Origin of the sequence: Chlamydia ibidis 10-1398/6, assembly GCF_000454725.1 — a bacterium.
GTDB classification, from domain to species: Bacteria; Chlamydiota; Chlamydiia; order Chlamydiales; family Chlamydiaceae; genus Chlamydia; species Chlamydia ibidis.
Genome location: NZ_APJW01000001.1, coordinates 61,852 through 85,607 on the forward strand (window position 1 = coordinate 61,852; position 23,756 = coordinate 85,607).

The window sequence follows — 23,756 nt, forward strand, 5'->3', positions numbered from 1 at the left end:
AAAAAAGGTGAATCTTGTGTTCAAAAATGTGTACAAATAGAGTTTATTAACAATGTGAACACAGTTTTGACAGAGTTTTAAACATAAAAACAACTTTTTTTTCTCTCCTAAAAACGAAGTTTTAAACACTTTCCACACCCCTTAAAGAAGAAGAGATAATAGATATATATATACCCATTATCTTATTCTGCTGATGTGGAAATTGTTCATAGGTTGCGAAAATGTCGTCTTTAGGTCTAGTGCGTCGTCCTAGGAGAAATCGAAAATCCCCGGAAATTAGAAACCTGGTTTCTGAAACAACTCTATTGCCGAATGATTTTATTTGTCCGTTTTTTGTTCTTGAGGGGACTGGTATTCAAGAAGAGATATCTAGCCTCCCTGGTGTATATCGATGGAGTCTGGACCGTTTGACTAAGGAGATAGAGAGACTAATCCCTTTAGGACTAGAGTCTGTAATATTATTTCCTGTGGTCTCACAAGATTACAAAGATCTCTATGGAACATATGCTTCAAACCCTAAAAATATCCTTTGTAAAGCAATCAGAGAAATCAAAACAAACTTTCCAAATCTTTGTGTTGTTAGCGATATAGCTCTAGATCCCTATACGACTCATGGTCATGATGGTGTTTTGCATCAAGGATCTATTTTAAATGATGAAAGCGTGAGGATCTTCGGGAATATAGCCACGTTACATGCAGAAATGGGGGCAGATATTGTTGCTCCTAGTGATATGATGGATGGGCGTGTAGGGCATATTCGAGAAAAACTGGACCAGGCTGGATTTTTTGAGACGCTCATACTTTCTTACAGTGTTAAATATGCATCAGCATTTTATAACCCGTTTAGAGATGCTTTATCTTCTCACGTAAAATCTGGAGACAAGCGTGGATATCAAATGAATCCCAAAAATTCTAGAGAGGCTCTTCTTGAGTGTTCATTAGATGAGCACGAGGGGGCGGACATGCTTATGATAAAACCTGCGGGAGCTTATCTTGACATTATTTATAGGGTTCGAGAAAAAACTCTACTTCCTTTAGTTGCTTATCAAGTGAGTGGTGAATATGCTGCTCTTGCTTCTGCTGGCTCTATGGGATGGTTGAATTTTGATGCAGTTTTGTATGAAACTCTAATAGGGATTAAGAGGGCGGGAGCAGATATTATCATTTCTTATGCTACTCCCAGGTTTCTTGAGTTGTGGTCGTCAAAAGCATTTCTTTTTTGATGTATCAGTTTTAAATGCATCAGATACGATTTTTTGTTCTTCAAAGAACACTTATGTATTTTGAGACGAAACAATCCCTGAATCTTTTGAGTAATTTATCAGAGATTCTCTTACAATTTTTAGCATTTCGGTTTTTGAAGGATCTATAAATGTAGGTAGTGCAAAATCTTCTCCACAGATCTCTAAAAAACCTAAAGATGTCGCTAATTCGAAGTTTTTGGTGATCAAGGCTTTAATTAACGGGACAACGGGAACGTTCATTGCCATAACTTTATCGTAAATTTCTGTATCTATTATTGGGCGTGCCTCTCCGTGGAGAGTGCTTTTAGGGTTCATATAGGTGCGCTTCTTTTTAAAGAAACCAGAGAGATAAGTTTTAGTGACGGTAGTTTGGTTGAGTCCAAGCCTTAAAAAGGAAAACAATTGACGTTGTTTAGGTTTGGATAAAACGGAAATAGTAGAATCTCTCATTCCTAAACAGGGGAAATCGTCTTGCGCACACAATCTACCTGTCAAAGGGTCCCCAGAGATAAAAACTGTTTCTTCAGAGGAAAAATCCTCTAAAGGAATTAGATTGGAAAAGGCAGCACCTTTTACTGTAGTTACATAACGTCTTAGGTTTTTAGGTAATCCAGAACCAGCTAAAGCAACAACTTGTTGATTCAATATTCTACCCTTTAAAAAGAGATGTCCTATGGCGAGAACCTCTTGGAACGTTATGGTAAATACTACATCTTTTTCGTGTCGAATTGGGGCAACGTAGTGAATATGAGTAGATGGCGATCCTGATGGGTAGGGTCCTTTAATAATATGTAGGTTACAAATAGATTCTAAATCTTTAGTCGGTAAGGTAAGTCTATCAGTAGTAATAACTTGTGGGCGTATCCCGAAAAGTTTAGCTATCGCGCGTACACCAACAACGAAAACATAGAAACCCTCTTCCTTAGACGAAAATATTCCTATTTGTTTTTCTGCTGAAGGAACGAAAGGACGATTGTCTGCTAAATTGATAAAAACATCCCTGGGCAATCTCGTAGGAAGAGCCGGGATATCGAAGGGTCTTTGTTTAAATAAGGCAAAGAGGCCTTCCTTTTTAAAAATTTTCAAGAGATCGTCTTGATTTAGCTGAGACAAATCATAAGAATATTCCGTAGAGGTAGAGCCTGGATTTTTTTTAATGAGCACATCCAAGAGAGAACGTTTTTCTCCTCGGCGTATCTTTGCAACTGTACCACTTACGGAGGAAGTGATAAAAACTCCTGGAAAATTCTTGTATTCAGCAATCGGTGATCCCGCTCCTACAACATCTCCCTCTGCAACCATTAGCTTCAAAGCTAAGGGCGCGTAAGGACGCAAATCCACAGAAACATCGCTGGGGTCTATTTTCTTATAAAACCCAGAATCTTTCGGCGCGCCTTGCAAAGATAGATCTAAGCCCCTGGTAATTGTAATTTTCATACCTGGGGATTATAGGAGTTTTTATAAGGGAATCCAGTTTTTTTTCTTATTTTTTTTGTTTGAAGTAGATTGAGCTAACTGTTTCTTGTTTGAAGAATTATTTTCAGAGCCTATATCCGCACTAAGCTGATTGATTAGAGCTTCAGTTTCTTTCTTATATTCTTCACAAGAAGTTCTTATGTTTTCTAAAGCTAACCATTCTTCTGGTGAAAAATTATCCGGATTGCTTGCAAATACTTCCATTTGTTCTCTTGTCATTCCTGTTTTTTGTAGAATATCCTGAGAACGTTTATCCAGCTCCTGAATTTTTTCCTGAGTTTTTTGAATAAGAGTTTCGTAATCTATTTCAGAATCTGATGTTAGAGCAGAATCAAAAGAAGAATCGAAATCTATTTTGTAAATAGATAAGATTTGTTTAATAGAATCTATTATCTTTTGCGCTGATTTACTATTCATAACAGCCACCTTGCATTTTAATTTATTATAAAATAAACATTATTATTTTGTAGTGTGATATTGCTCTTTTTTATTGTTCAGCGTATATTTCCCGGTAAAAACGGGAGACATCGTGGACTATTTAGAGAAGTTGCAAGTCTTAATAGATGAAGAACAGCCTTCCAGCTTTTTTAGTTTATGGGAGGAGTATTGTTTTAACGATGTGGTTAGGAGTGATGAGCTGATTCTAATTTTAGAAAAGGTAAAGCACTCATCGTTAGCACCTTTGTTTGGTAAGATTGCTGACTCAGTTCTTCCTTTATGGGAAGCTATCCCTGAAGGTAGAGAAAAGGATAAAGTTCTTCAGTTGGTTTTAGATTTGCAAACATCTAATACTAAACAATTTTATGATGTTGCTATTGATTATGTTAATCGAAGATATCGAGGTAGAGAAAACTTCAATGAAGCTTTGAGGGTTGTTGGTCTTCGTGAGGGATGCGAATTTCAATACAGTCTGAGCCGGTTCGATTTTCTGATGCATTTGCGTGAAGGCAATTTCGTTTTCCATTCTGGTGGATGGGGAGTAGGAGAAGTCATGGGGGTTTCCTTCCTCCAGCAAAAAGTATTAATTGAATTTGAAGGGGTTATGACTCCTAAGGACATTTCTTTTGAAACAGCTTTTAAGAGCTTAGTTCCTTTGGATAATGATCACTTCCTTTCTAGAAGATTTGGTGATCCCGATAGTTTTGAGGTTTACGCTAAAGAGAATCCTGTTGGTGTAATAGAGTGTCTTCTTAAAGATTTAGGTCCTAAGACTGCGAAAGAAATAAAAGATGAGCTTGTGGATTTAGTAATCCCAGAAGTTGATTGGAATCGGTGGTGGCAAGCGGCTAAGACTAAACTTAAAAAAAGTACACATATAACTTCACCTAAGACAATTAAAGATGCCTATGTCTTTCATGTTGAAGGAGATTCTTTGATTTCTCGACTAAAATCGGGAATTTCTAATGCACAAACTGTTTCTGATCAATTGGTTCAAATTTATCAGTTTATTAGAGATTTGCACAGCGAATTAAAAGATCTTGAAAATAGAAAGACTGTGGTGCAAGCATTAAAGGATCTTACGGTAAACGATGATATAGCTCTAGAAATTCAAAGAGATCTTTTATTGTCCGAATTTTTAGGTGAAAAAGGAATTAGTGTAGAAAAAGAGTATATATCTTCTCTTTCCGAAGAACAAATACTACAAATCGTAAATAACATATCCATAGTTGCTCTACAAAAGTCTTTTTTAATTTTAGTTAGAAATAATTCACCGGTTTGGGAAGAGGTTTTCACCAATATTCTATTATCAACTACATCTCCTACTTTAAGAGAGGTGGTGTTTAAGGTTTTGAAGAGCGATTCTGTAATTTGCAAAAAAATCAAAGATAAATTGTTGGAGTGTGCTCAGCATCCAATGATGTATCCTGAACTTTTTACGTGGTTTTTCCTCAAAATTGGATCTAATGAAGATGGTCTGTTTGATAGTAATGATAGGGTTATAAAGAGACTGTTCTTAGAAGGTGCTCTAGTCTTTATGCATGATGTAGCATCTACGACACATAAAGACTTAGGAAAGAAGATTTACAGTTTTTTAGTTGGACAAAGGTACTTACCGATTCGACAAATGATAGAGGGGGCACCGATATCTTATCTTCAAGAATTTATTTTGCTGTCTACTAAGTGCCCGCAGTTTTCTTCTAGCGATCTGAGTGTGCTGCAAAGTCTTGCAGAAGTCGTTCAGCCTGACATGAAGAAACATCATCTTGTTGAGGAGGAAGATGTTTTGTGGACTACTCCTGAAAGCTTTTCTAGAATGAAGGCCAAACTTGCTTCTTTGGCTGGGAAAGAAATGGTGGATAATGCAAAGGAAATAGAGGATGCTAGAGCTTTGGGAGACCTTAGAGAAAATTCAGAATATAAATTTGCATTAGAAAAACGTGCTCGGTTACAGGAAGAAATTCGTGTGTTATCTGAGGAAGTTAATCGTGCTCGCATACTAACCAAAGATGTTATTTACACAGATAAGGTGGGAGTAGGGTGTAAGGTATCCTTACAAGATGAAGACGGTGTAGTTCTTGTCTACACAATTCTAGGTCCTTGGGACGCTGATCCAGAAAATAATGTTTTGTCTTTGAAGTCTAAGTTAGCTCAAGAAATGCTTGGGAAGAGTATTGGCGATTCTTTGCATTTTCAAGGCAAGAAATATACAGTCAGTCAAATACAAGCAATTTGGGAATAGTAGTAAAGAAATGGAGCATAGCGGGGTCGAACCGCTGACCTCAACAATGCCATTGTTGCGCTCTACCAACTGAGCTAATACCCCAAAAGAAAAAGATAACCCTATCACGAGATAGGGTTTAGAATCAATCTTTGTTAGATTAAAAGGTTTTTTATAGTATGAGTTTTTTCTATCATTTACCGACATTCTCTCCTGATTCTATTTTGGGTTTGCAAAAGCTCTTTTTAGAAGATGCGCGTGCTGAAAAGGTAAATCTCGTTATTGGTGTTTTTGAGAGCCCCAACAAAAAATATGGTGGGTTTTCTAGCGTACGTAAAGCACAAAATGTTTTTCTAGAGGATGAGATAAACAAACGCTATCTTCCTGTTATAGGGTTGGGATCCTATCTTGATGAAATGAGGGACCTGTCTTTTGGTGATATAGATCCTGATAATGTATTTGGTTGTCAAGCGTTAGGGGGTACTGGAGCTTTGCATGTAGGGGCTCTTGTATTTTCCATGGCTGGCTTATCTGGAAAGGTATTTATTCCAGAACAGACTTGGGGTAATCATATAAGGATTTTTGCTCAACAGGGATTACAGGTTGAGAGATATCCATATTACGATGTTGGTTCTAGAGGTCTAGACTTTTCTAAAACTCTTTCTGCCCTACGCAATGCTCCTGAAAAGTCCTTGGTTTTGTTCCACTGTTGTTGTCACAATCCTACTGGGGTAGATTTTACTGAAAACATGTGGAATGATTTAGCTGCAGTTTGTAAAGAACGCAACCTGCTTCCTTTCTTTGACATGGCCTATCTTGGATTTGCTGAAAACTTAGAATCTGACAGACGCCCTGTTCGTATATTTATAGACGCAGGCTTGACAGTTTTTATTGCAGGATGTGCAAGTAAGAATTTCGCTTTGTATGGTGAAAGAGTGGGGTATTTTGCTGTGCATAGTACTTGTAAAGATGATTTAGAGCGTATTTCTAGTTGCGTACAGGAGAAAGTTCGTGGTGAATATTCTTCTCCAGTTAGGGATGGTGCTATGGTTGTCTCTACTATTTTGAGCAACCCCTATTTAAGACAGGAATGGATTTCTGAACTTGATATGATTCGAACATCTTTACAGACCTTGAGAACAAAGTTTGTTCAGGAAATGAGATCATCCATAGGACATAGTTTCGATTTCATTGGATCGCAAAGAGGATTTTTTGGGTATCCAGGATTCTCTACAAAACAAGTAGACTTTTTAAGGGAGGAAAAGGGTATATATACAACGTCTGGAGGAAGATTTAATTTAAATGGGATTACCAATAAAAATATGCAGTATGTAATCCAAGGTTTTTCTGAAGCTTATGAGTTATCCGAGTCTTCATAATAGGAAAATTAGATATTATGTTTATGGGTTGGTTTTCCTTGGAATAGTTTTGTGTTGGAATCTTCCAAGAGGGATTTATGAGGGCATGCAAAGGCAGTTTGTTCGGTTGCATTCCCTTGTTTTTTTGGGTAAGCCCCAAAATCATTGTGATTATACTTATGAAAGTCTTGAAAATCTTTTTCTTAAAGAGCGCGTAACCCTTTTAGAGGAACGTCTATCTTATTATCAAGATTCTCAATGTTCTCTTCCATTGTTTCCGAATATTTTGTCATCGTACTTTCGTGATTCTAAGCCGTGTCGGATTATTTATCGCGATCCCGCATACTGGGGAAGTTCTTGCTGGGTAAATGTTGGTAAACAACAAGGTGTGCAAAAAAACTCTCCCGTACTTTCTGGAAAATTTTTAGTTGGACTTGTGGATTATGTAGGGAATACGCAATCTCGAATACGGTTAATTACCGATGTCGGCATGAAACCATCCGTTGTAGCTGTTAGAGGCGGGATTCAAGCGTGGGTAGTCAAAAATTATGCTCGTGAGTTAATTAATCATATTGAGAAACTTTCTGATGTCTATATTTTGGAAAAAGATAAATACGAAAAGATTTTTCAATTAGAAGAACTGGAGTCTTTAATACCCTGTAATGAAGAAAATACCTGGCTGCTTCGTGGTACATTATCTGGAAGAGGAGGCTCTTTATGGCAACCGGAAGCTTCGATTTTATATGGAGAAGGTTTTTTTTCTTCCAATGGTAAGACAACATTACAAATTGGAGATATTCTAGTTACCACAGGTTTAGATGGAGTGTTTCCCCCAGGTTTACTTGTAGCTAAGGTCTTACAAATTTTTCCTCCTAATGAAGGGGCATGCTGTTTTAAAATTGAAGCTCAATCTCTAGCTACTGATATTACTCAGTCTCATTTGCTTATTCTTCCTCCCATGGAGTTCAATCCGAATGATCGGCCAGATGTTTTTGGACTGCTTTGGGAATAGTATAGAACAGTCATGAAGGAAGGGGACCAAAGCCCCCTATTCTCAGGTATTTTTAGTTTCCTAAGTAAAAAGATGTAAGTGATGCAAATCCAGATAGTTTACCCAGTCTTGGCGCGTTGATAAGATTGCGCCGTGAAAATGCAAGCAGGCTTTCTGATAGAATTTTTGCTTCGTCAGCGGGGAAAGTGATACCTTTCATCGGTTGCATACTTGGTTTGGAAAGAGAAATGAGTATAGAGCACGTAGTGTTTGATGCTAAAACTGCGTAAAACACGTGTTTGACAATTGTTTGAGGAACAGCTAAGCCTTGGGGTGTTTCGATACAGTATTTCTTGCCTTCCTGATGATGTATCATTGCCATTAAAGTATACATTGCTAGTAAAGAAGATGTTTGCTGAAAATCCGCAGACATTTTCCTACGATATGATGACGTTCGATGTGAGGTTGTAGATGAATAACGCAATAAACGCTCTGCATCAGCGATTAACTCTTCCAGGTAGCTTTGGGTTATTCTTATAACTATTCCGGAACTTTCTATCATGAGAATATTAGCTTCAAATGTTGGGACGGTCAATTCGATTGGTGGCGAGTTATCCCATATTTGTTTCATTAATTTTACAAGTGGGGTAGTAGTGCCTAGGTGGACGACCTGAAGCATTTCTAAATACAAATTGAGCAATTTTCCTGGGTTACTGCCCCGATCTATGCAAATCGCATCTCCTATATTGCAATCTTTGATCAGAAAAGCAAGATTGAGGTTAGAGAAACCTAAGTCACTGGTCAAAATTGCACTTTTAGAGAAAGAGTTCTTCAAAAGAGCAGCTTCTAAGGCCTCTAAAGAAGTAAATTGTAATAGTTTCTCAAGTTGAATTATTGCTGTTTTTTTTAATTTCAAATCTACCATTAAAGTCAGTTGGCATGTTGAACAAACATTATGTGGAGTAGAGCATGCCACACTTTCACAAGGAAGCAGCCGAGATGTTCTTTCTATAAGTGTTCGTTTGGCAACATTTTTTAATAGAAATCTTATTGAGCTTGCATTCCAGATAGCATCCGATGAATTACTGGAGATTAGACTGGCGACACAAGATTCTGAAGTTTGAGAAACTGGGAGTGTTTCTTCTTTGCTTCTGGATGGTGTAGGAGAAGATAATTTTGCACGTTTTACTTTTTGTTCTTCATCTGTTGTCTTTTCTTGAAGGGGACGTTTTTTTATAGGTAGTGCTGTTAATGGAAGAATAGAAGTTGAGGGTAAAGAAGACTTTTCTTGTTCAGTTTGAGATGTTGTATTTCTAAGTTGTATTCCACTACTTCCAGAAGAGGAAATATCTTCGCAACTAGAAGTGAGTAATGTCATTTCTTTTTCTGATAGCGGGGTATTCGTGATGAGAAGACTTCTTAGAGAGATCTGACAAATGACCAAGGATTTTGCTAATGTGTTGAGAGAGTAACCTTTCTTTATTAAAGCAAATAGTTGATGATTCAACGTTGCGTTTACGTTTGGGATATAGATGATATGAGAACAAAAACTTTTGAGTAGGGTTTCAGTTTTTTGAATTCTCTCTGCTATGCTTAATCTGCTTGATGTTGTGGATGTTTTGTCTATGCTTGAAGAAGTTTTAGATCGTGTGATAGGTGTGCTCATAAAATTTCCATCTTCCTGTTAACAAAGATTAGCCAAGCGAAAAGGAAATCGTAACTAAAGGATGGGGTGCTAAACGAATTTAAAAATAGACGAGAAAGCGAGAGAAGAGAGATATCAAAACGAAGTTATAAAAAGTAAAAATCAGGAAATAATTCTAGATTAGCATTGTCCTGGTGTAGATCGATATCTTTAACTTAGCATGAGTTTTCGATCACTTATAAGTATTTGGTTTTCAAAAGACAACAACTATTTATCTCATGGGGTAGAATGTTGCTAGTTATAGTTTAGCTTCGCAAATCCATTCCCTAGTTTATCGCAACCTCGTAAAAACACAAATCCAACTTCTACGTTTGTATGAATGTCAAATTGCTGTAGAAATCGTGTTGTTGCTTGAAGATAAATACGCCCCTGTTCTTCCAAGTTTCTTTTCTCAATATAATCCAAGATGTTTTTAGGATTGTAATCTGAGGGGGTGTCACCTAAAAATGAAGTTTTCCAATCTAAAATATAATACTTTCGATTGTGTTCGAAAAATAGATCTATAGCTCCTTGATATAAACCATCTTCTTTTAAAAATAGAAATGCCTCTTCAGATAAGACTTTGGAAGGATCAACATCTATTAAAGAAAAGATATCTTGAGAAAAGTTCAAAGGAGCTGAGAATGCAGTTAGTAGCATGTTTGTAATAGTTTGTTCGTATCCATTGAGATGTGTATCTTTCACAAAGGTTGTAACACAGGAGAATAGTTCTTCTTCTTTGATAAGAAAATTAGGAATTATATGTTCTAGAATTTTGTGAATAATGATACCCGTGCTTTTTCCTTGAGGTAAAACCCGAGACTGTTGTTGTGGTTGCGTAACTTCAAGATATGATTCCTCCTCTACTTGCGTATTAGAAGAAGAAAAAGAGAAGATTTTCATATCTGGAGGAGGAGAGGGAATATTGTAAAAATTCGGTTTACAGAGATTGAATTTTTTTTGTGTGTCGGGAATAGGGACATTTTCGATGTGGGAAAGAGAGAAATTATCTGGAAATAGTTCGGTTAATCTGTTGGCGAAGATATAAGTTGAATCATCTTTGGTTAGGGATTGGTGTTCGACGTAGTATGATAAAATAGATTTGTTCCGTTTCGCTGACTTGATTGGGATAAATAAAATTTTTCTTGCTCGTGTACATGCAACGTACATCTCGCGGATAGCTTCTTGACCGAGTTGGTGTGTGCTTGATTTGTCTAAACCGCATGCGAAAATAACGTCATATTCTAAGCCTTTAGAAGAATGAATTGTTGTTATTTTTAGAGTATTATCATCATCGGAATGACAAGAAAAAGACAGTGCCTCTTCATCATTTCCTGTTTCTGAGATATGCTGCAAATGTAGGAGTTGTTCGTAAGGGTTTTTGCTAACCTTGTCTAAGTAGGAACAGAAGATTTCCATTTCTTGAAAAATCAAATCTCCCTGAGGAGTCTTAAATAAAGTTGCTCCTTGATGAGACATAAACGTGTAAAACGTGGACAACAACCCATAGGATAGAAGATGGCTATGCATGGAGAAAAAGAAAGAGGAAAATTCTTCTTTTCTTTCAATTATTTCATTCGGAGAATAACCAAATAAATTGGAGATTAAGACTTTCTGTGTTTTGTTTTCCTTTTCCGGATAAATTAATGCTTCTAACCAGTCGAGTGTAAGATAAAATGTTTCTGTGCGCTCAAAAACGGATCTTTTTTTGGAGAAAGCTACGGGTACAGAAGATAAGGTCATCAAATTAAGAGCTTGCTTTGAATCACAAACCAGAATAGCCATTCTGCCCAAAGGAATGTTATAAGTTTTCTTTATATCTAAGGATGTCGCAGAAATCCAATTGGCTAAGTCTACGTCAGAAGAAAAACTTACAAAGTGAATTGGCCTATATTCATCATAAGCATGTGTATTAGAGCTTCTAGCTTCCAGAGGATGGTAATAAATGGATTCGTATTCTTTATGGTCATCTTCTATTTTCAAGAACGGATTCAATGCGCTAAATAACTTGTTAATAGAATCCATAAGCTCGGAAGTAGAGCGGTAATTATTTACTAAACACAGCTGTGCATCTTGAGAGAAGGACGATTTTGCTTTTAAATATGTTTTTAAGTCCGCATTTCTCCATTCATAAATGGATTGTTTGGGATCGCCGATTAGAAACAAAGATCCCTGGTACTCTTCAGAGGCAAAAAGTTTAGAAAATATACTCCATTGTTTCTTGTCTGTATCTTGAAATTCGTCGATTAATACCAATTGAAATTTCTTTCTTACTTTTTCTATAAGTGACTTAGCTTTTGAAGAAGATAAAAGTGTCTCCAAAATATCAATACTAGCATCCGGAGATAACCAAGGAGTAAAGTGCTCTCTTAAGTATTTTTGTATATCTTGAAGAAGAATGTTAAAAATAAGAGTCGGATCATGTGCTTGTATGATTAATGCGGATAATTTCGATTTAACTAATGCCTCTGCTATTGGGGTTGGTATTTGTTTTTTTAGACGGTGTTTCCATTTGTCAAGTGCTTGAGCTACTAAGATGAAGTCTTCATACGTATTAGAATATAGAATATCCACGATACGACGGATACTTTTAGAAGAAAGTCGGTATCTACTTTCTGTTCCAGAATTGTAAGATTCAAGATCTGCTAAACAACTTTCTTGATCTATATTTTTTAGGTCCTCACGGAATAATCGCAACTGTTCTTGGAATTCTGGGTATACATTTACAAAATTAGCTTTGTTTTGCCTGGTATAATTTTTAAATATTTCGTCAATTAGGAATTTTGAACGGGAAGAAGATACGTTATATTGGGTTGCTAGCCGTTTAAATTGTTCTTGAGAGAGTACGCGTTTCCAGAGATCTTGTTTCATGTACTCACGAATGTGGTGTAAAACCATCTGATTATGTGTCAAAGATTGACTTGTAGAGGCAAAATAAATCTCTGGAAAATATTGCTTTAATATGAAATTACAGAAACCATGGATTGTAAAAATAGACATGCGATCTAGCGAAGCTAGACTGTTGCGAAGCTTAATGTAAAGCAGCTTGACATTGGTTTCTTTTTCCAAGTAGGGAGGAAGAGTGGCAGGAGTGTTTTTAAGTTGAGAAACTGTACGTTCAATATTTTCCTGAATCCGCACTTTCATCTCATTGGTTGCAGCATTCGTGAAAGTAACAGCAAGAATGTTGTCCACGTGTTCTGCAGAATTCTCAAGAAGAGATCTTAAAATAATTTGTTCTATGGTAAAGGTTTTTCCCGTGCCAGCGGAAGCTTCTAAGAAGAATTTACCTTGGATTTTCGTTTTAGGATTAAAAATATCAAAAGATTTCACGCGTCTCCAGAGATTAAAGAGAGTAGTAGTTCACGAAGTTCATCATCCATTTGTATGAGATCATCGGGAATTATGCGATTTTGAAATTCCCAGAATGTGCTACTTGCACAATCCTTAATTTTATTTGTGATAGCCTTTTTTAGATTGCTTGTAGCGTTTGTACTTTTCAGAGCAGACCAAGATTCCGCGGATACCAAGGGTGTTGGTCTATTTTGCAATTTTAAATATGCTGTTAAAACTAATCGTAAATAGTTTTCTGGATCTCTTGGATCGGATTCTTCTTGGGTTATATCCCAATCTTTAATTTTTTTAATAACTGCTGATTTAGGAAGAATATTCGCCATTTTTAACATAGCTAATTTAATACGACTTTCCAATCTTTGTTGTAAGGTAAGATACGACATGGTTTGCTCTGCTTTCTCCGTAATTACTCCGGATTCAGGTTTCATTTCACAAATATAAATACCATCCTTGCAGACACCCTCTATAGTGCCATGTAGTTCGATAGAACTGTTTTCAACAGTTAAGGTAATAGGGGAAAGGATTTGTTGTTTAGAAGCAATATTTTCGTGGAATAAACGTGATGAGAATATCACGGTATAAGGTGCACAGGATTCATTCTGTGCAATAGAGTCTAGCCACCCTTTAATTTTTTTGTCATAAAATGAGTATAAATGTTTGGAGTAAGTGGAAAGAAAATTTTCTATTTCCATTTCTTGTGTTTTATGGAGATTTTTCTTCCATAAAGCAATGAGCTGGTACTGCGTTGGGAATATTTTTTCTTTGGATTGTAGTGGTTTAGGGTGGGAGATGCGTATTGCATAATGACTTTCTAAAAATAAAGCTAAAGGATTGAGCAAAGAGGTAATTAGACGGTCTAAAGAAATGCTTTTTATCACAGGTGATGGATTTTGAGTGGCAACGAATAAAGAGGGGAATAACTCTTTACGACTGCAAAACGCTAAAGCAAGGTTATAATAATATTTATGCGATGAGGGAAGAATTTGCGGCTTACTGAATACATCCAAGGTATAGGGTTGTGTGGGAAGACTTTTTTCAGTAAGTTGTACAGCACTTCGGAGGTATTTTAGATAATCACTTGGTAATACAGGATCTAAATTTGAAGATAGATAACTAATATGTAATTCATGTTTTGTAGAAATTAGAATTTGTAGGAAATGAAAATTTTCCTCATCTGAATTAGATGAAAATAGAAATTCTTCCTGAGATGTAGTGTTATCTGCAAGACTAGCGAGATCTTGAGAATCTGAGAGTTTATTTGCGCCAAGGATAAACGTGTACCCTTTAGGGATAAAACTTAGGTCGGCTAAAGATCCCACATAAGGACCTGGCTTAGTATACAAAGGGCTTAATCGATGAAAATGCTTAAAGTAGTCTAAGCAGAAATCCATAAAAAAGGAGTGGGAGCATAGCTTTTCAGAAAAGTTAGGCAAGAGCGTCGTTTTCAGAGATACAATCAGAGAAACTTCCTCTCCAGATAAAGTGAAAATGGATTCTAAAAATGTAACTATATAATGAAAATGCTCTTCGTATGTTAATTTAAGAAGACTCTCACCATGATCCATGAAACTTTGAATTTCGTAGAGAATAGGGATAATAACTTCCCATATTTCTAATTGGCTGATTTTACCCCCTTCTTCCAAGAAAGGATAGTCTTCGAGAATTATATCAGCCAACGTTTGTATGCGCTTTGTATACAGCGGGATGGTTTTCCAAAGTTCAGCTATTCTCTTCAAAAGATAGGGGAAAGATCGATTTTCTAAAGGTGTTTTCAGATGGGGGGATAATAACAATTGCATTAAGCAATAAAAATCACCATTACTCTGAAGTAAAGACGATAGCATAGAGAATTTGTTGATCAGAGATTCAGAGCTTCCTGACAATGTGTTAGTGAAATGGATAGGAATATGAGGTTGGAATATAGCTTTTAAAAATGGCTCATATTTTTCTAATCGTGAAGAAAGAATAAAAATGTCTTTAGGATCTACTCCTTCATGAATCAAACGAGAAACCTTACAAAATACTTCATTGACTTCTCTAGAAGGATTCAACGCTTTGTTGATAGTGATGGTCTCTTTTTTATTGACCAAATCGTCAGGACAATTCGGTTGAAGGTAAAATAGTCTGTGTTGAATCATCTCCAAAGAAGATTGTGTTCCTGGTGGTATAAAGACCTCATCGTAACAAATTTCTTGATCTACGAAGAAATTTTGAGATGCTTGTGACTTATGCGCCAGGTTAGCTAGAAGATCTTGCCGGTCTGTGAAAATGTATTCTTCCCACACAGAGAGTTGTTCTGATGATGCAGACCTTCTCCAGAACAAGTCCATGCTTCTATCTGAAATTAAATCCCCAAAGTATTCTCGAGATGGAGACAGACAATAAAAATATACTGGAAACACGTGGCTTAATTGCACAAAAAATGAGGCAAAATGTTTAGGCAAATGAGAGTATCCGAAGATATAGAAAGAGCGTTTCGAGGATAGATCAGGTAGGGAAGAAAGTATTTGAGAAAATACTTCTTCAATACTGGTAAACTGTTCCTGTAAATTAGTGAAAATTTCTCTATGAAACGGACAATCTTGAGATGCTGTTTGGGAAAATGTATAAAACTTTTTGAAAATCGCAGCTAATTTTTTTACCTCACTGTATGTGGGAGATGTGGAAAAAGTAGCTTCTACTTGTTTTGATGAAGAAAAATTTTGTTTGTCAAGGATGTCGTGTATAAATAGCGGAAGTGTGATATAATCAGGAATCCGAGGTTTTGAGTAACACACTTCGGCGAAAAGTTTTTTAATTAAGGTATCAAAAGAAGAAAAGATAGCAGATCCCATGAAAATGTTGCTGCTAGTTGCTTGAATGAGCTCCTTGCGTAGCCAGTGTTCTGTTTCTTTGTTGGCAACAAGGATCCATCGTTTGTCAAAAGGATGCTGATTTGCAGAAAACAAATCTTGTGCAAGTCTTGCCAATAGATGGGTAGGGGAATTGCTGAAAAATGCCTTACACTGTTTGGTTGCGTCCATGAATGTTGCTACAAAAAAGAAGTCATTCTACGCTCTCGTAATAACACATTTTCTTACGATTCTGAATGACAATCTCTACAAGTTTCTTTTAGTGTTTTTTCTGTTGGAAGGCAAAGGCCTAGCCGAGAATGCTAAAATCTTATCATATGTAAGTTTATTTTTTGCTCTTCCCTTTTTGTTATTAGCTCCTTTATCTGGAAGTTTATCCGATAGGTATCAGAAGAGGAATATTATTTTAATTACTCGCGTGGTTGAGATTTTTTGTACCTCGCTAGGCGCATTTTTCTTTTATACCGAATCAGTAGTAGGCGGATATGTGGTTTTAGTTCTAATGGCTAGTCATACCGCTATATTTGGTCCTGCAAAAATGGGAATTCTTCCTGAAATGCTTCCCTTAGACTATTTGTCTCGGGCCAATGGAATAATGACAGCTGCCACCTATACAGGTAGTATTTTAGGCTCTTGTTTGGCTCCTTTGCTTGTTGATTTAACAAAAAACCTGCCCATTAATTGTTACGTATTGTCTGCTATAATTTGCGTTTTTTCTTCGATTGTCAGCACTTTCGTTTCTTTTAGAATTCGTCCAAGCAATGTAAAAAATCATAGTCAAAAGATCAGCTATGTAAGTTTCAAAGACCTTTGGGAGATATTAAAGGATACTTGGCATGTGCATTATTTAAGTTTGTCAATATTTTTGGTAGCTTTCTTTCTCCTAGTCGGTGCTTACGTTCAAGTTGAAATTATTCCTTTTGTCGAATTTACCTTAGGTTATCCTAAGCATTATGGAGGTTATCTTTTCCCTCTTGTGGCTTTAGGTGTCGGTATTGGTTCTTATGTTACTGGGTGGATATCTGGAAAAGATATCAAACTAGGATACGCTCCCATAGCTGCTCTCGCAATAGGTTTGTCTTTTGTAGGCCTCTATGCAAGCGCATCTTCTTTGATTGGAGTGATTATTTTTCTTGTCATGCTGGGATTTTTTGGCGGGGCATATCAAGTTCCTCTTCATGCTTATGTACAATATGCTAGTCCGGAACACAAAAGAGGGCAAATTTTAGCTGCTAATAACTTTTTAGACTTTTTAGGAGTTTTAATAGCAGCAGCCATTATTCGTGTGATGGGTTGCGGTTTAAATCTTAGGCCAGAAATAAGTTTTTTGTGCATGGGAATAGTCGTTTTTGCCTTAGGAATTTGGGTGTTGTGGTTATGGAAAGAACATGTATATCGTCTGATTTTATCCGCTGTTCTTAGAAAACAAATATCTGATTCTTTGAAATTAGATATCTCATCAGTTCCTCTGTGTTATTTTGTAAAAACCAAATCTTACAGAGAAGTGCGCAGGGTTTTGGCTATGTTACCCAAAACTACTAGGAGCACTGTCGTTATTTTAGATCATCAGTTGCAGCCTTCATGGACAACTAGACTTGTCTCTTACTGTGTTCCTACTGTCATTTCTCAAGTAGAAGATAGTAGTGACGAGGGAGTCAAGGAAGCTTGGGCTGTATTGGAAAGTCAAAGAATTAAAAAATTATTGCAAAAACAGCCAGATCTTTGTGTGATTTGTCTAGGAAAACCCAGAAATATGGAACTATTTGCTAAGGTTTTAAGAGAACAGGGCATCCATCTTAAGTCAATACTACTTATTGAACCCGATACAGAAAGAAGAAAATATAGAATGGCACTAGGGGTAGATTAACATCCACCCTAGTGTCGTCAGATAGCTGCTACTTTAAACAGCAACAACAAGAGGGAGCCGCTTCGGATTCTTCTTGCTTAACATCCTCACATAAGTGCATTCTACGGAATGGCTTATTTCCCCTAGATGCAGAGAAAGGACGAATTCTAGGAGCCTCTGAACAAGCTGAGGAGCAACACCCCTTAGTAGAAGAGATGCAGTTGCTACAACATAAGAAAAGATTATTACAATCCGTATTTGCACAGTTGTAATACGTATCGCACGCTACTCCACAGTGCGAACACTCTGAGATAGGAGCAACATTTTTGTCTGCTTCGTCTATAGGTACTACGAGACGATCATCGAAAACAAAAAGTTTTCCCTTCCATTTGCCTGTGCCAACAGCCTGACCATAAGCAATGACTCCACCATCTAGTTGGTATACCTCTTTAAAACCTTTTTCTAAGAGTAAAGAGGAATAGAGCTCACAACGGATCCCACCAGTACAGTACATCATCACCGGCGTTGTAGCTGGGTCATATTCTTCAGCTAAACGATCAGCATAAGCTGGGAATTCTCGGAACGTTTGAATGTCGGGAAGTACGGCATTTTCAAAATGTCCGACTTTCCATTCATAATTATTTCTTACATCCAAGACCAGACAACGATTTTCTTGTAGTTTTTCATGCCATTCTTGAGGAGAAATATGTTTTCCTTGATTCGAAATGTCAACATCGCAACCAAGAGCAACTAGTTCTTTGCGATATTTTACAGTAACTCTGGGAAAAATATTTTCTTCAATATGATGAATTTTAAATTTTATATTTTCAAATCCAGGGCGTTGTTTCAACCAAGCCATGTAACGTTCAGCGTCAGGTTGGTATCCACTGAATTGTCCGTTGATGCCCTGCTCTGAGATGTAAATACGGCACGACACGTCCAGAGTTTTAAACAACTCTTTGTGTAGAGCAATCTCTTCATGAGGGTTGTCAATCTGAGTTAAATAATAATAAGCTAAAGCATAATAATTCTTTTTCATAAAAAACACCTTAGCATATTCTTGGAAATAATTCCATTGTAGAAAATTGCGATTAGAACTAAAATGCCCTTTGGTATTTTGTCAACTAAACGAGTATTCGTTTATGGCTTGACGACAGAGCCCCTAAGGTTTATTCTTAATTGGGTGAGTGGAGGGAGAGTTTGCTTTGGGTATCAAAGGCCCTTTAGAATTTGAGAAAAACCCTTCCTCATAGGCTAGGAAGTTTGTACTGATTAGCAAAAGAATCCTAATTGGTTGTACCAAAAGTAGTGTGTCGCCAACCCGTGGCTATTTACAAAGTCGGGGAGCGTAGATAACTTCTCTTAATATAAGGACTGAAATTCATGGCTCGATATTGTGGCCCTAAAAATAGAATAGCAAGGCGTTTTGGCGCGAACATCTTTGGAAGAAGTCGGAATCCTCTGCTGAAGAAGCCTCATCCTCCAGGCCAACACGGTATGCAGAGAAAGAAAAAGTCTGACTACGGCCTGCAGCTTGAAGAGAAACAAAAGTTGAAAGCTTGCTACGGCATGATTTTGGAGAAACAAATCGTTAAGGCGTTCAAAGAAGTTGTTACCAAAAAGGGCAGCGTTACTAAAATGTTCTTGGAGAGATTTGAGTGCCGTCTGGACAACATGGTGTACCGCATGGGTTTCGCTAAGACGATCTTTGCAGCTCAGCAATTAGTTTCCCATGGACACGTTTTGGTTAATGGAAAGAAAGTGGACAGAAGATCTTTCTTCCTGCGCCCTGGTATGCAAGTCTCTTTGAAAGAAAAATCTAGAAAGCTGCAGTCGGTCCAAGAGGCTTTGGAGAATAAGGATGAGAGTTCTTTGCCTTCCTACATATCCTTAGATAAAGCCGGATTTAAAGGAGAGTTGCTAACGTCTCCTGAACAAGATCAGATCGAGGCTCAGCTTCCTCTTCCAGTAAACGTTTCTGTTATTTGTGAGTTTTTATCCCACAGAACGTAGTTTTACAAGACTTGTGGAGAATCTGAGTTTTCTTAGAGTGGATAGTATAGTGCCAATGTAGCGGTTTTTGCTACACTGGCATTTTTTTTGCGTAAAATCAGATAAACACAACTATTTCGTGAGCTTACACAAGTTCTGAATTTCTTTTGTCCACAGGTCTGGGCCTCCCGGAGTTTCTAGGTACTTCGGAATTAGACGGGTATGTTCATTAGTCATGAGAAATTCAAAGCTTTCCATACCTATATATCCTTCGCCAAGAGGAGCATGACGATCTTTGTTTTTCCCTAAGGGAAAAATGGAGTCATTAAGGTGTATAGCTCGTAAATAGGAGAGACCTATAATGTCATCAAACTGTTTAAGCACTTGCTTCCAACCTTCTTTAGAGCTAATATCATATCCTGCGGCGAAAATATGGCATGTGTCTAGACAAATACCTACAGGAATTTTTTCTTTCAAACCTTGTATGAGATAATCGAGTTCTTCGAACTTGCTGCCTACCAGAGATCCTTGTCCGGCAGTAGTTTCAAATAGAACCATAAGAGGAGGAGAATCTTCGAATAAGGATTGGGTTAAAGCAAAACTGGATATAATTTTATCAAGACATTCTTCTTTGGAAGATTTTATAGCTGCGCCGGGATGGAAATTAACAAACGTTATGCCTAAAGATATACAATCTTGGATTTCTTGATGAATGCAAATACGACTTTTCTCTAGGATCTCGGGATTGGGAGCCCCCGGGTTAATCAAATAACCTGCATGACTCATAATGTGAGATAAAGAAGTTTCTTCCAGAGCCGTTTTGAAGGAAGCAACGGTAGAGTCGGTTAAGGGACGTCGTCGCCATTGTCTTTGGTTTGCTGTGAAGATTTGGACAGTAGAAGCTCCGATATTGTAACCCTCATACAAAGCATTTTGCAGGCCTCCTGCGGTTGATGTGTGAGCACCTATTAAAGGAACGGACGGAGGGTTAAGTATCTGCATTCTAATGCTCCAAAAATCAATATGTGGTATGGATAGTTTCAAGTATTAGGAGAGTGGATATTTTAAATGAATCAAAAAGACAATCAGGGGTTAGTCGCCAATTCTCTTTTTAACTTATTATCAGGGACTTTTTTTAGCCGTTTTACGGGTATGTTACGTGAAATCGTTATGGCTACTTATTTCGGTGCCGATCCCTTAGTAGCGGCTTTCTGGTTGGCATTTCGAACGATTTTCTTTTTGAGAAAGATTCTTGGTGGGCCAATTCTTGGCTTAGCTTTTATTCCACATTTCGAATTTTTACGCGCGCAAGATCCTAATCGTGCTGCCTTCTTTTTCCGGAGCTTCTCTAAATTCTTTTGTTACAATGCATGCATCTTTACTTTTGTGATAGAAATCGGCTTAGCAATTTGGATGCACTATGCGAAAGGTGGCGTGGTCGATGCCTTGCAGTTGACCATGATCCTATTGCCTTCAGGTATTTTTCTTATGATGTATACTGTAAATTCTACGTTATTACATTGTGAGAAGAAATTCTTGAGCGTAGGCCTTGCTCCATCGATAGTAAATATTTTATGGATTGCCACAGTCTTTTTAGGCCGTAATAGCGATTCTCGAGCGCGTATCATCGTTCTTTGTATCGTATTAGTCATAGGATTTATTTTCGAATGGCTAGCAACTGTCCCTGGAGTCAAAAGTTTTCTGGGGGTCGCCACAACACGACCTAAGGAACATGATAGTATCAAAGCTCTTATTGCCCCATTATCCTTAGGGCTACTATCTATGGGTGTGTATCAGATCAATCTTCTTTGCGATATGTGTCTTGCTAGGTACATTAACGATGTAGGTCCTTTATATCTCATGTATTCGATCAGAATACAGCAGCTGCCTGTTCATCTGTTTGGATTAGGTGTGTTTACAGTGCTACTCCCAGCAATTTCACGTTGTGTGCAACAAGAAGACCATAAGCAAGGTTATGATCTAATGAAGTTTGCTCTTAACTTAACGGTGTCTGTAATGGTCATTATGACATCGGGACTTTTGCTTTTGGCCCTACCTGGTGTACGTCTGTTATATGAACATGGACTTTTCCCAACAACAGCCGTACATGCTATTGTTGAGGTTTTACGTGGTTATAGTAGTAGTATTATTCCTATGGCATTAGCGCCGTTGGTATCCGTCTTATTTTATGCCCGTCGACATTATACTATTCCCTTAGTTATTGGAATGGTGTCCGCAGTTGCTAACATCTTTCTCAATATACTGTTTGGTTGTTGGATAGTAAAAAACGTATCTGGTTTGGCCTATGCCACCTCAATAGTGTCCTGGGGACAACTTTATCTTCTTTGGCTATATGCTGGAAAACATCACCCAACATATCGTGGATTGATGTGGATTACTTTTAAAAGGTCGATAAAAGTCGTAGCTACCACGGCTTTAGCATTTGCAGTGACTCTAGGTGTTAATGTTGTCACACATACTACGTACATAATCTTTTTAAATCCTTTTACTTCTCTTTCTTGGTCTTTATCGTCATTCACAGCACAAAGTGCGGCTTTTTTCTCAGAAAGCGGCATTTTCTTGGCTTTTTTGTTTGGTTTTGCAAAACTGCTTCGGGTAGAAGATCTTGTAAATTTAACCTCCTTCCAATATTGGAGAGGACATCGCGACTTTTTGCATAGCTCACAATTCATGCAAGAGTAACCGAAGTTCTTGGGAAACTCTTTATTATCTTCCTCGTGGTTCGTATCTTCTCCTAAATCATAGTTCTTTAAGAACTAAAACACGATCTTCTTGTCACATTGTAATATTCGCGTTTCTGAAGAAGGGAAATTTCTTCGAAAGCTAAAGCGTAGCAAGTTAAGAGAATGAGGTCAGAAATAGACCTCAATAGAGAAATATGGGGATCTCCTCTTTCAAAAGGACTTTTATGAACCAAAAATTCCAGTTAAAAAAACGTTTTTGCCAGTGGTTGGTATGTTTGAGCGCTATGACAAGTGTCTCTCAGGGATATGCTGATCCATCGTCAGGTAAGCATCAAGAGTTTACAAATTTAGATGAAGTGAAGGCGTATTTAGATTCACGAGGATTTGTAGAAACAAGAAAACGTAGCGGTGTATTAAAATTAGCCGGAGATGTGCGTGCGCGGTGGATTTATGCAAGAGAGGATTTTGAAACCCCTCCTGTCACAACTTTTAATCCTTTGCCTGAAAATCGTTATCGCAGTGAGTTTAATCTCTATGTAGATTATATCGCTGGAAAAACATGGATGACCTCCAAAATGAAATGGGCAGCAATTGCAGGCGGGGAATCTTCAGCAGCAGGTTTGGACATTAATCGAGCGTTTCTCGGATACAGTTTTTATAAGAACTCTGAAAATCATACTAATATTTTCGCAGAGGTAGGTCGTTCCGGATTAGGGGATCTTTTTGAGTCTGAAGTACAGTTTAACAGTAATTTTGATGGACTACATCTCTATATTAGTCGTCGTCTTTGTAAACAATACCCCTACAATGTAATTGTCCACGGCGGTCCTTTTGTCGTGAATATGGCAAAGAAACATTATGCTTGGGTTGTAGAGGGTATTATTAGCCAATTACCAAAGAATTTTGTAGTCAAATGCAGTGTTATTGACTGGAACTCTTTCCTTCCTTCTGAAGCGCCAAAACCTGCAAGAACTCAATCCGCACCCAGTGCTGCTAGCTTAAAATATAAATATTGTGTGTGGCAGTGGTTGATAGGAAAACATTCGCAATTACCCTGGTTTTATGGAAAAACCAAACCACTTTATTTGTACGGCGCTTATCTTATGAATACCTTGGCTAAGGCTAGTAGAACTACTTTAGGCGAGAAACAAAACCGTGGTTGGTTTGTTGGAGGTACTTTAGGGCGTTTAAGAAAAGCTGGAGATTGGTCTACCACTTTGCGTTATGAATATGTAGAAGCTTTGGTAATTCCAGAGATTGATGTCTCGGGTATAGGGCGAGGGAATCAATTGAAGTATTGGTTTGCTCAGGCTATAGCTGGTAATTATGATCCTAAAGAAGCTAATGGTTTTACCAACTATAAAGGGATATCCGGATTATTCATGTATGGAATCACTGACACGCTATCTTTCCGAGCATATGGAGCTTATTCCCGCCCTGCAGATTCTCGTTTAGGCAGCGATTTCACCTATAGAAAGTTCGATCTAGGCTTAATTTCTGCTTTCTAATATCTCTTTTTAATAAAATCTTTAAAAAGCTCGCATTTATTAAATAGTGTGAGCTTTTTTTTATTTTTTATAATAAGTCTAAGGTTT

15 protein-coding genes and 1 tRNA gene are annotated in these 23,756 nt (G+C 37.4%); 8 read left to right on the forward strand and 8 right to left on the reverse strand.

All coding sequences use genetic code 11. From position 1 onward, the window contains the following. Nucleotides 1-221 precede the first annotated feature (221 nt). Nucleotides 222-1,223: a porphobilinogen synthase gene (hemB, locus tag H359_RS00285; RefSeq protein ID WP_020370714.1), complete on the forward strand. Its 1,002-nt coding sequence runs from the start codon at nucleotides 222-224 to the stop codon at nucleotides 1,221-1,223. A gap of 51 nt (nucleotides 1,224-1,274) precedes the next feature. Here the strand turns inward: hemB and H359_RS00290 are convergent, their stop codons facing one another. Then, entirely contained in the window at nucleotides 1,275-2,681 is a 1,407-nt protein-coding gene (locus H359_RS00290) for a Na(+)-translocating NADH-quinone reductase subunit A (protein ID WP_020370715.1), read from the reverse strand. A gap of 21 nt (nucleotides 2,682-2,702) precedes the next feature. After that, a complete protein-coding gene (locus tag H359_RS00295) occupies nucleotides 2,703-3,137 on the reverse strand; it encodes a hypothetical protein (protein WP_020370716.1) in 435 nt (144 codons plus the stop codon). Nucleotides 3,138-3,249: 112 nt separating this feature from the next. Between H359_RS00295 and H359_RS00300 the strand changes: the two genes are divergently transcribed. Continuing rightward, nucleotides 3,250-5,400: a GreA/GreB family elongation factor gene (locus H359_RS00300; RefSeq protein WP_020370717.1), complete on the forward strand. Its 2,151-nt coding sequence runs from the start codon at nucleotides 3,250-3,252 to the stop codon at nucleotides 5,398-5,400. Nucleotides 5,401-5,411: 11 nt separating this feature from the next. Here the strand turns inward: H359_RS00300 and H359_RS00305 are convergent. Then, nucleotides 5,412-5,484, reverse strand: a tRNA-Ala gene (locus H359_RS00305). 74 nt (nucleotides 5,485-5,558) lie between these two features. Here H359_RS00305 and H359_RS00310 point away from each other — a divergent pair. Further along, nucleotides 5,559-6,758 (forward strand): aromatic amino acid transaminase, encoded by a 1,200-nt coding sequence (locus H359_RS00310; RefSeq protein WP_020370718.1) that lies wholly within the window; start codon nucleotides 5,559-5,561, stop codon nucleotides 6,756-6,758. Further along, on the forward strand, nucleotides 6,736-7,749 hold the full coding sequence (locus H359_RS00315; protein ID WP_021119507.1) for a rod shape-determining protein MreC: 1,014 nt from the start codon (nucleotides 6,736-6,738) through the stop codon (nucleotides 7,747-7,749). The genes H359_RS00310 and H359_RS00315 overlap by 23 nt, the downstream gene beginning before the upstream one ends. A gap of 52 nt (nucleotides 7,750-7,801) precedes the next feature. Here H359_RS00315 and H359_RS00320 read toward each other — a convergent pair whose 3' ends face one another. The 3 genes from H359_RS00320 to H359_RS00330 all read right to left on the reverse strand — a co-directional run bounded on the left by H359_RS00320 (nucleotide 7,802) and on the right by H359_RS00330 (nucleotide 15,789). Then, nucleotides 7,802-9,394 carry a hypothetical protein gene (locus tag H359_RS00320; RefSeq protein ID WP_020370720.1) on the reverse strand — a complete coding sequence of 531 codons (1,593 nt, stop codon included), beginning with the start codon at nucleotides 9,392-9,394 and terminating at the stop codon, nucleotides 7,802-7,804. A gap of 273 nt (nucleotides 9,395-9,667) precedes the next feature. Continuing rightward, nucleotides 9,668-12,745, reverse strand: a complete 3,078-nt coding sequence (locus tag H359_RS00325) for a UvrD-helicase domain-containing protein (RefSeq protein WP_020370721.1) — start codon at nucleotides 12,743-12,745, stop codon at nucleotides 9,668-9,670. Continuing rightward, on the reverse strand, nucleotides 12,742-15,789 hold the full coding sequence (locus H359_RS00330; protein WP_020370722.1) for an exodeoxyribonuclease V subunit gamma: 3,048 nt from the start codon (nucleotides 15,787-15,789) through the stop codon (nucleotides 12,742-12,744). The genes H359_RS00325 and H359_RS00330 overlap by 4 nt, the downstream gene beginning before the upstream one ends. On the opposite strand from H359_RS00330, the gene H359_RS00335 reads away from it, so the two are divergent. Next, complete coding sequence (locus tag H359_RS00335; RefSeq protein WP_020370723.1) at nucleotides 15,788-17,485, forward strand: MFS transporter; 1,698 nt, start codon at nucleotides 15,788-15,790, stop codon at nucleotides 17,483-17,485. The genes H359_RS00330 and H359_RS00335 overlap by 2 nt on opposite strands. A gap of 28 nt (nucleotides 17,486-17,513) precedes the next feature. Here H359_RS00335 and trhO read toward each other — a convergent pair whose 3' ends face one another. Further along, a complete protein-coding gene (gene trhO, locus H359_RS00340) occupies nucleotides 17,514-18,503 on the reverse strand; it encodes an oxygen-dependent tRNA uridine(34) hydroxylase TrhO (RefSeq protein WP_020370724.1) in 990 nt (329 codons plus the stop codon). 344 nt (nucleotides 18,504-18,847) lie between these two features. Here trhO and rpsD point away from each other — a divergent pair, with 344 nt between their 5' ends. Further along, entirely contained in the window at nucleotides 18,848-19,477 is a 630-nt protein-coding gene (rpsD, locus tag H359_RS00345) for a 30S ribosomal protein S4 (protein WP_020370726.1), read from the forward strand. A gap of 111 nt (nucleotides 19,478-19,588) precedes the next feature. Here rpsD and H359_RS00350 read toward each other — a convergent pair whose 3' ends face one another. Beyond that, on the reverse strand, nucleotides 19,589-20,458 hold the full coding sequence (locus H359_RS00350; RefSeq protein ID WP_020370727.1) for a deoxyribonuclease IV: 870 nt from the start codon (nucleotides 20,456-20,458) through the stop codon (nucleotides 19,589-19,591). Between the two features lie 66 nt (nucleotides 20,459-20,524). Here H359_RS00350 and H359_RS00355 point away from each other — a divergent pair, with 66 nt between their 5' ends. Both H359_RS00355 and H359_RS00360 read left to right on the forward strand, forming a co-directional pair. Further along, a complete protein-coding gene (locus H359_RS00355; RefSeq protein ID WP_020370728.1) occupies nucleotides 20,525-22,159 on the forward strand; it encodes a lipid II flippase MurJ in 1,635 nt (544 codons plus the stop codon). Between the two features lie 226 nt (nucleotides 22,160-22,385). After that, a complete protein-coding gene (locus H359_RS00360) occupies nucleotides 22,386-23,669 on the forward strand; it encodes a hypothetical protein (protein WP_020370730.1) in 1,284 nt (427 codons plus the stop codon). Nucleotides 23,670-23,756 lie beyond the last annotated feature (87 nt).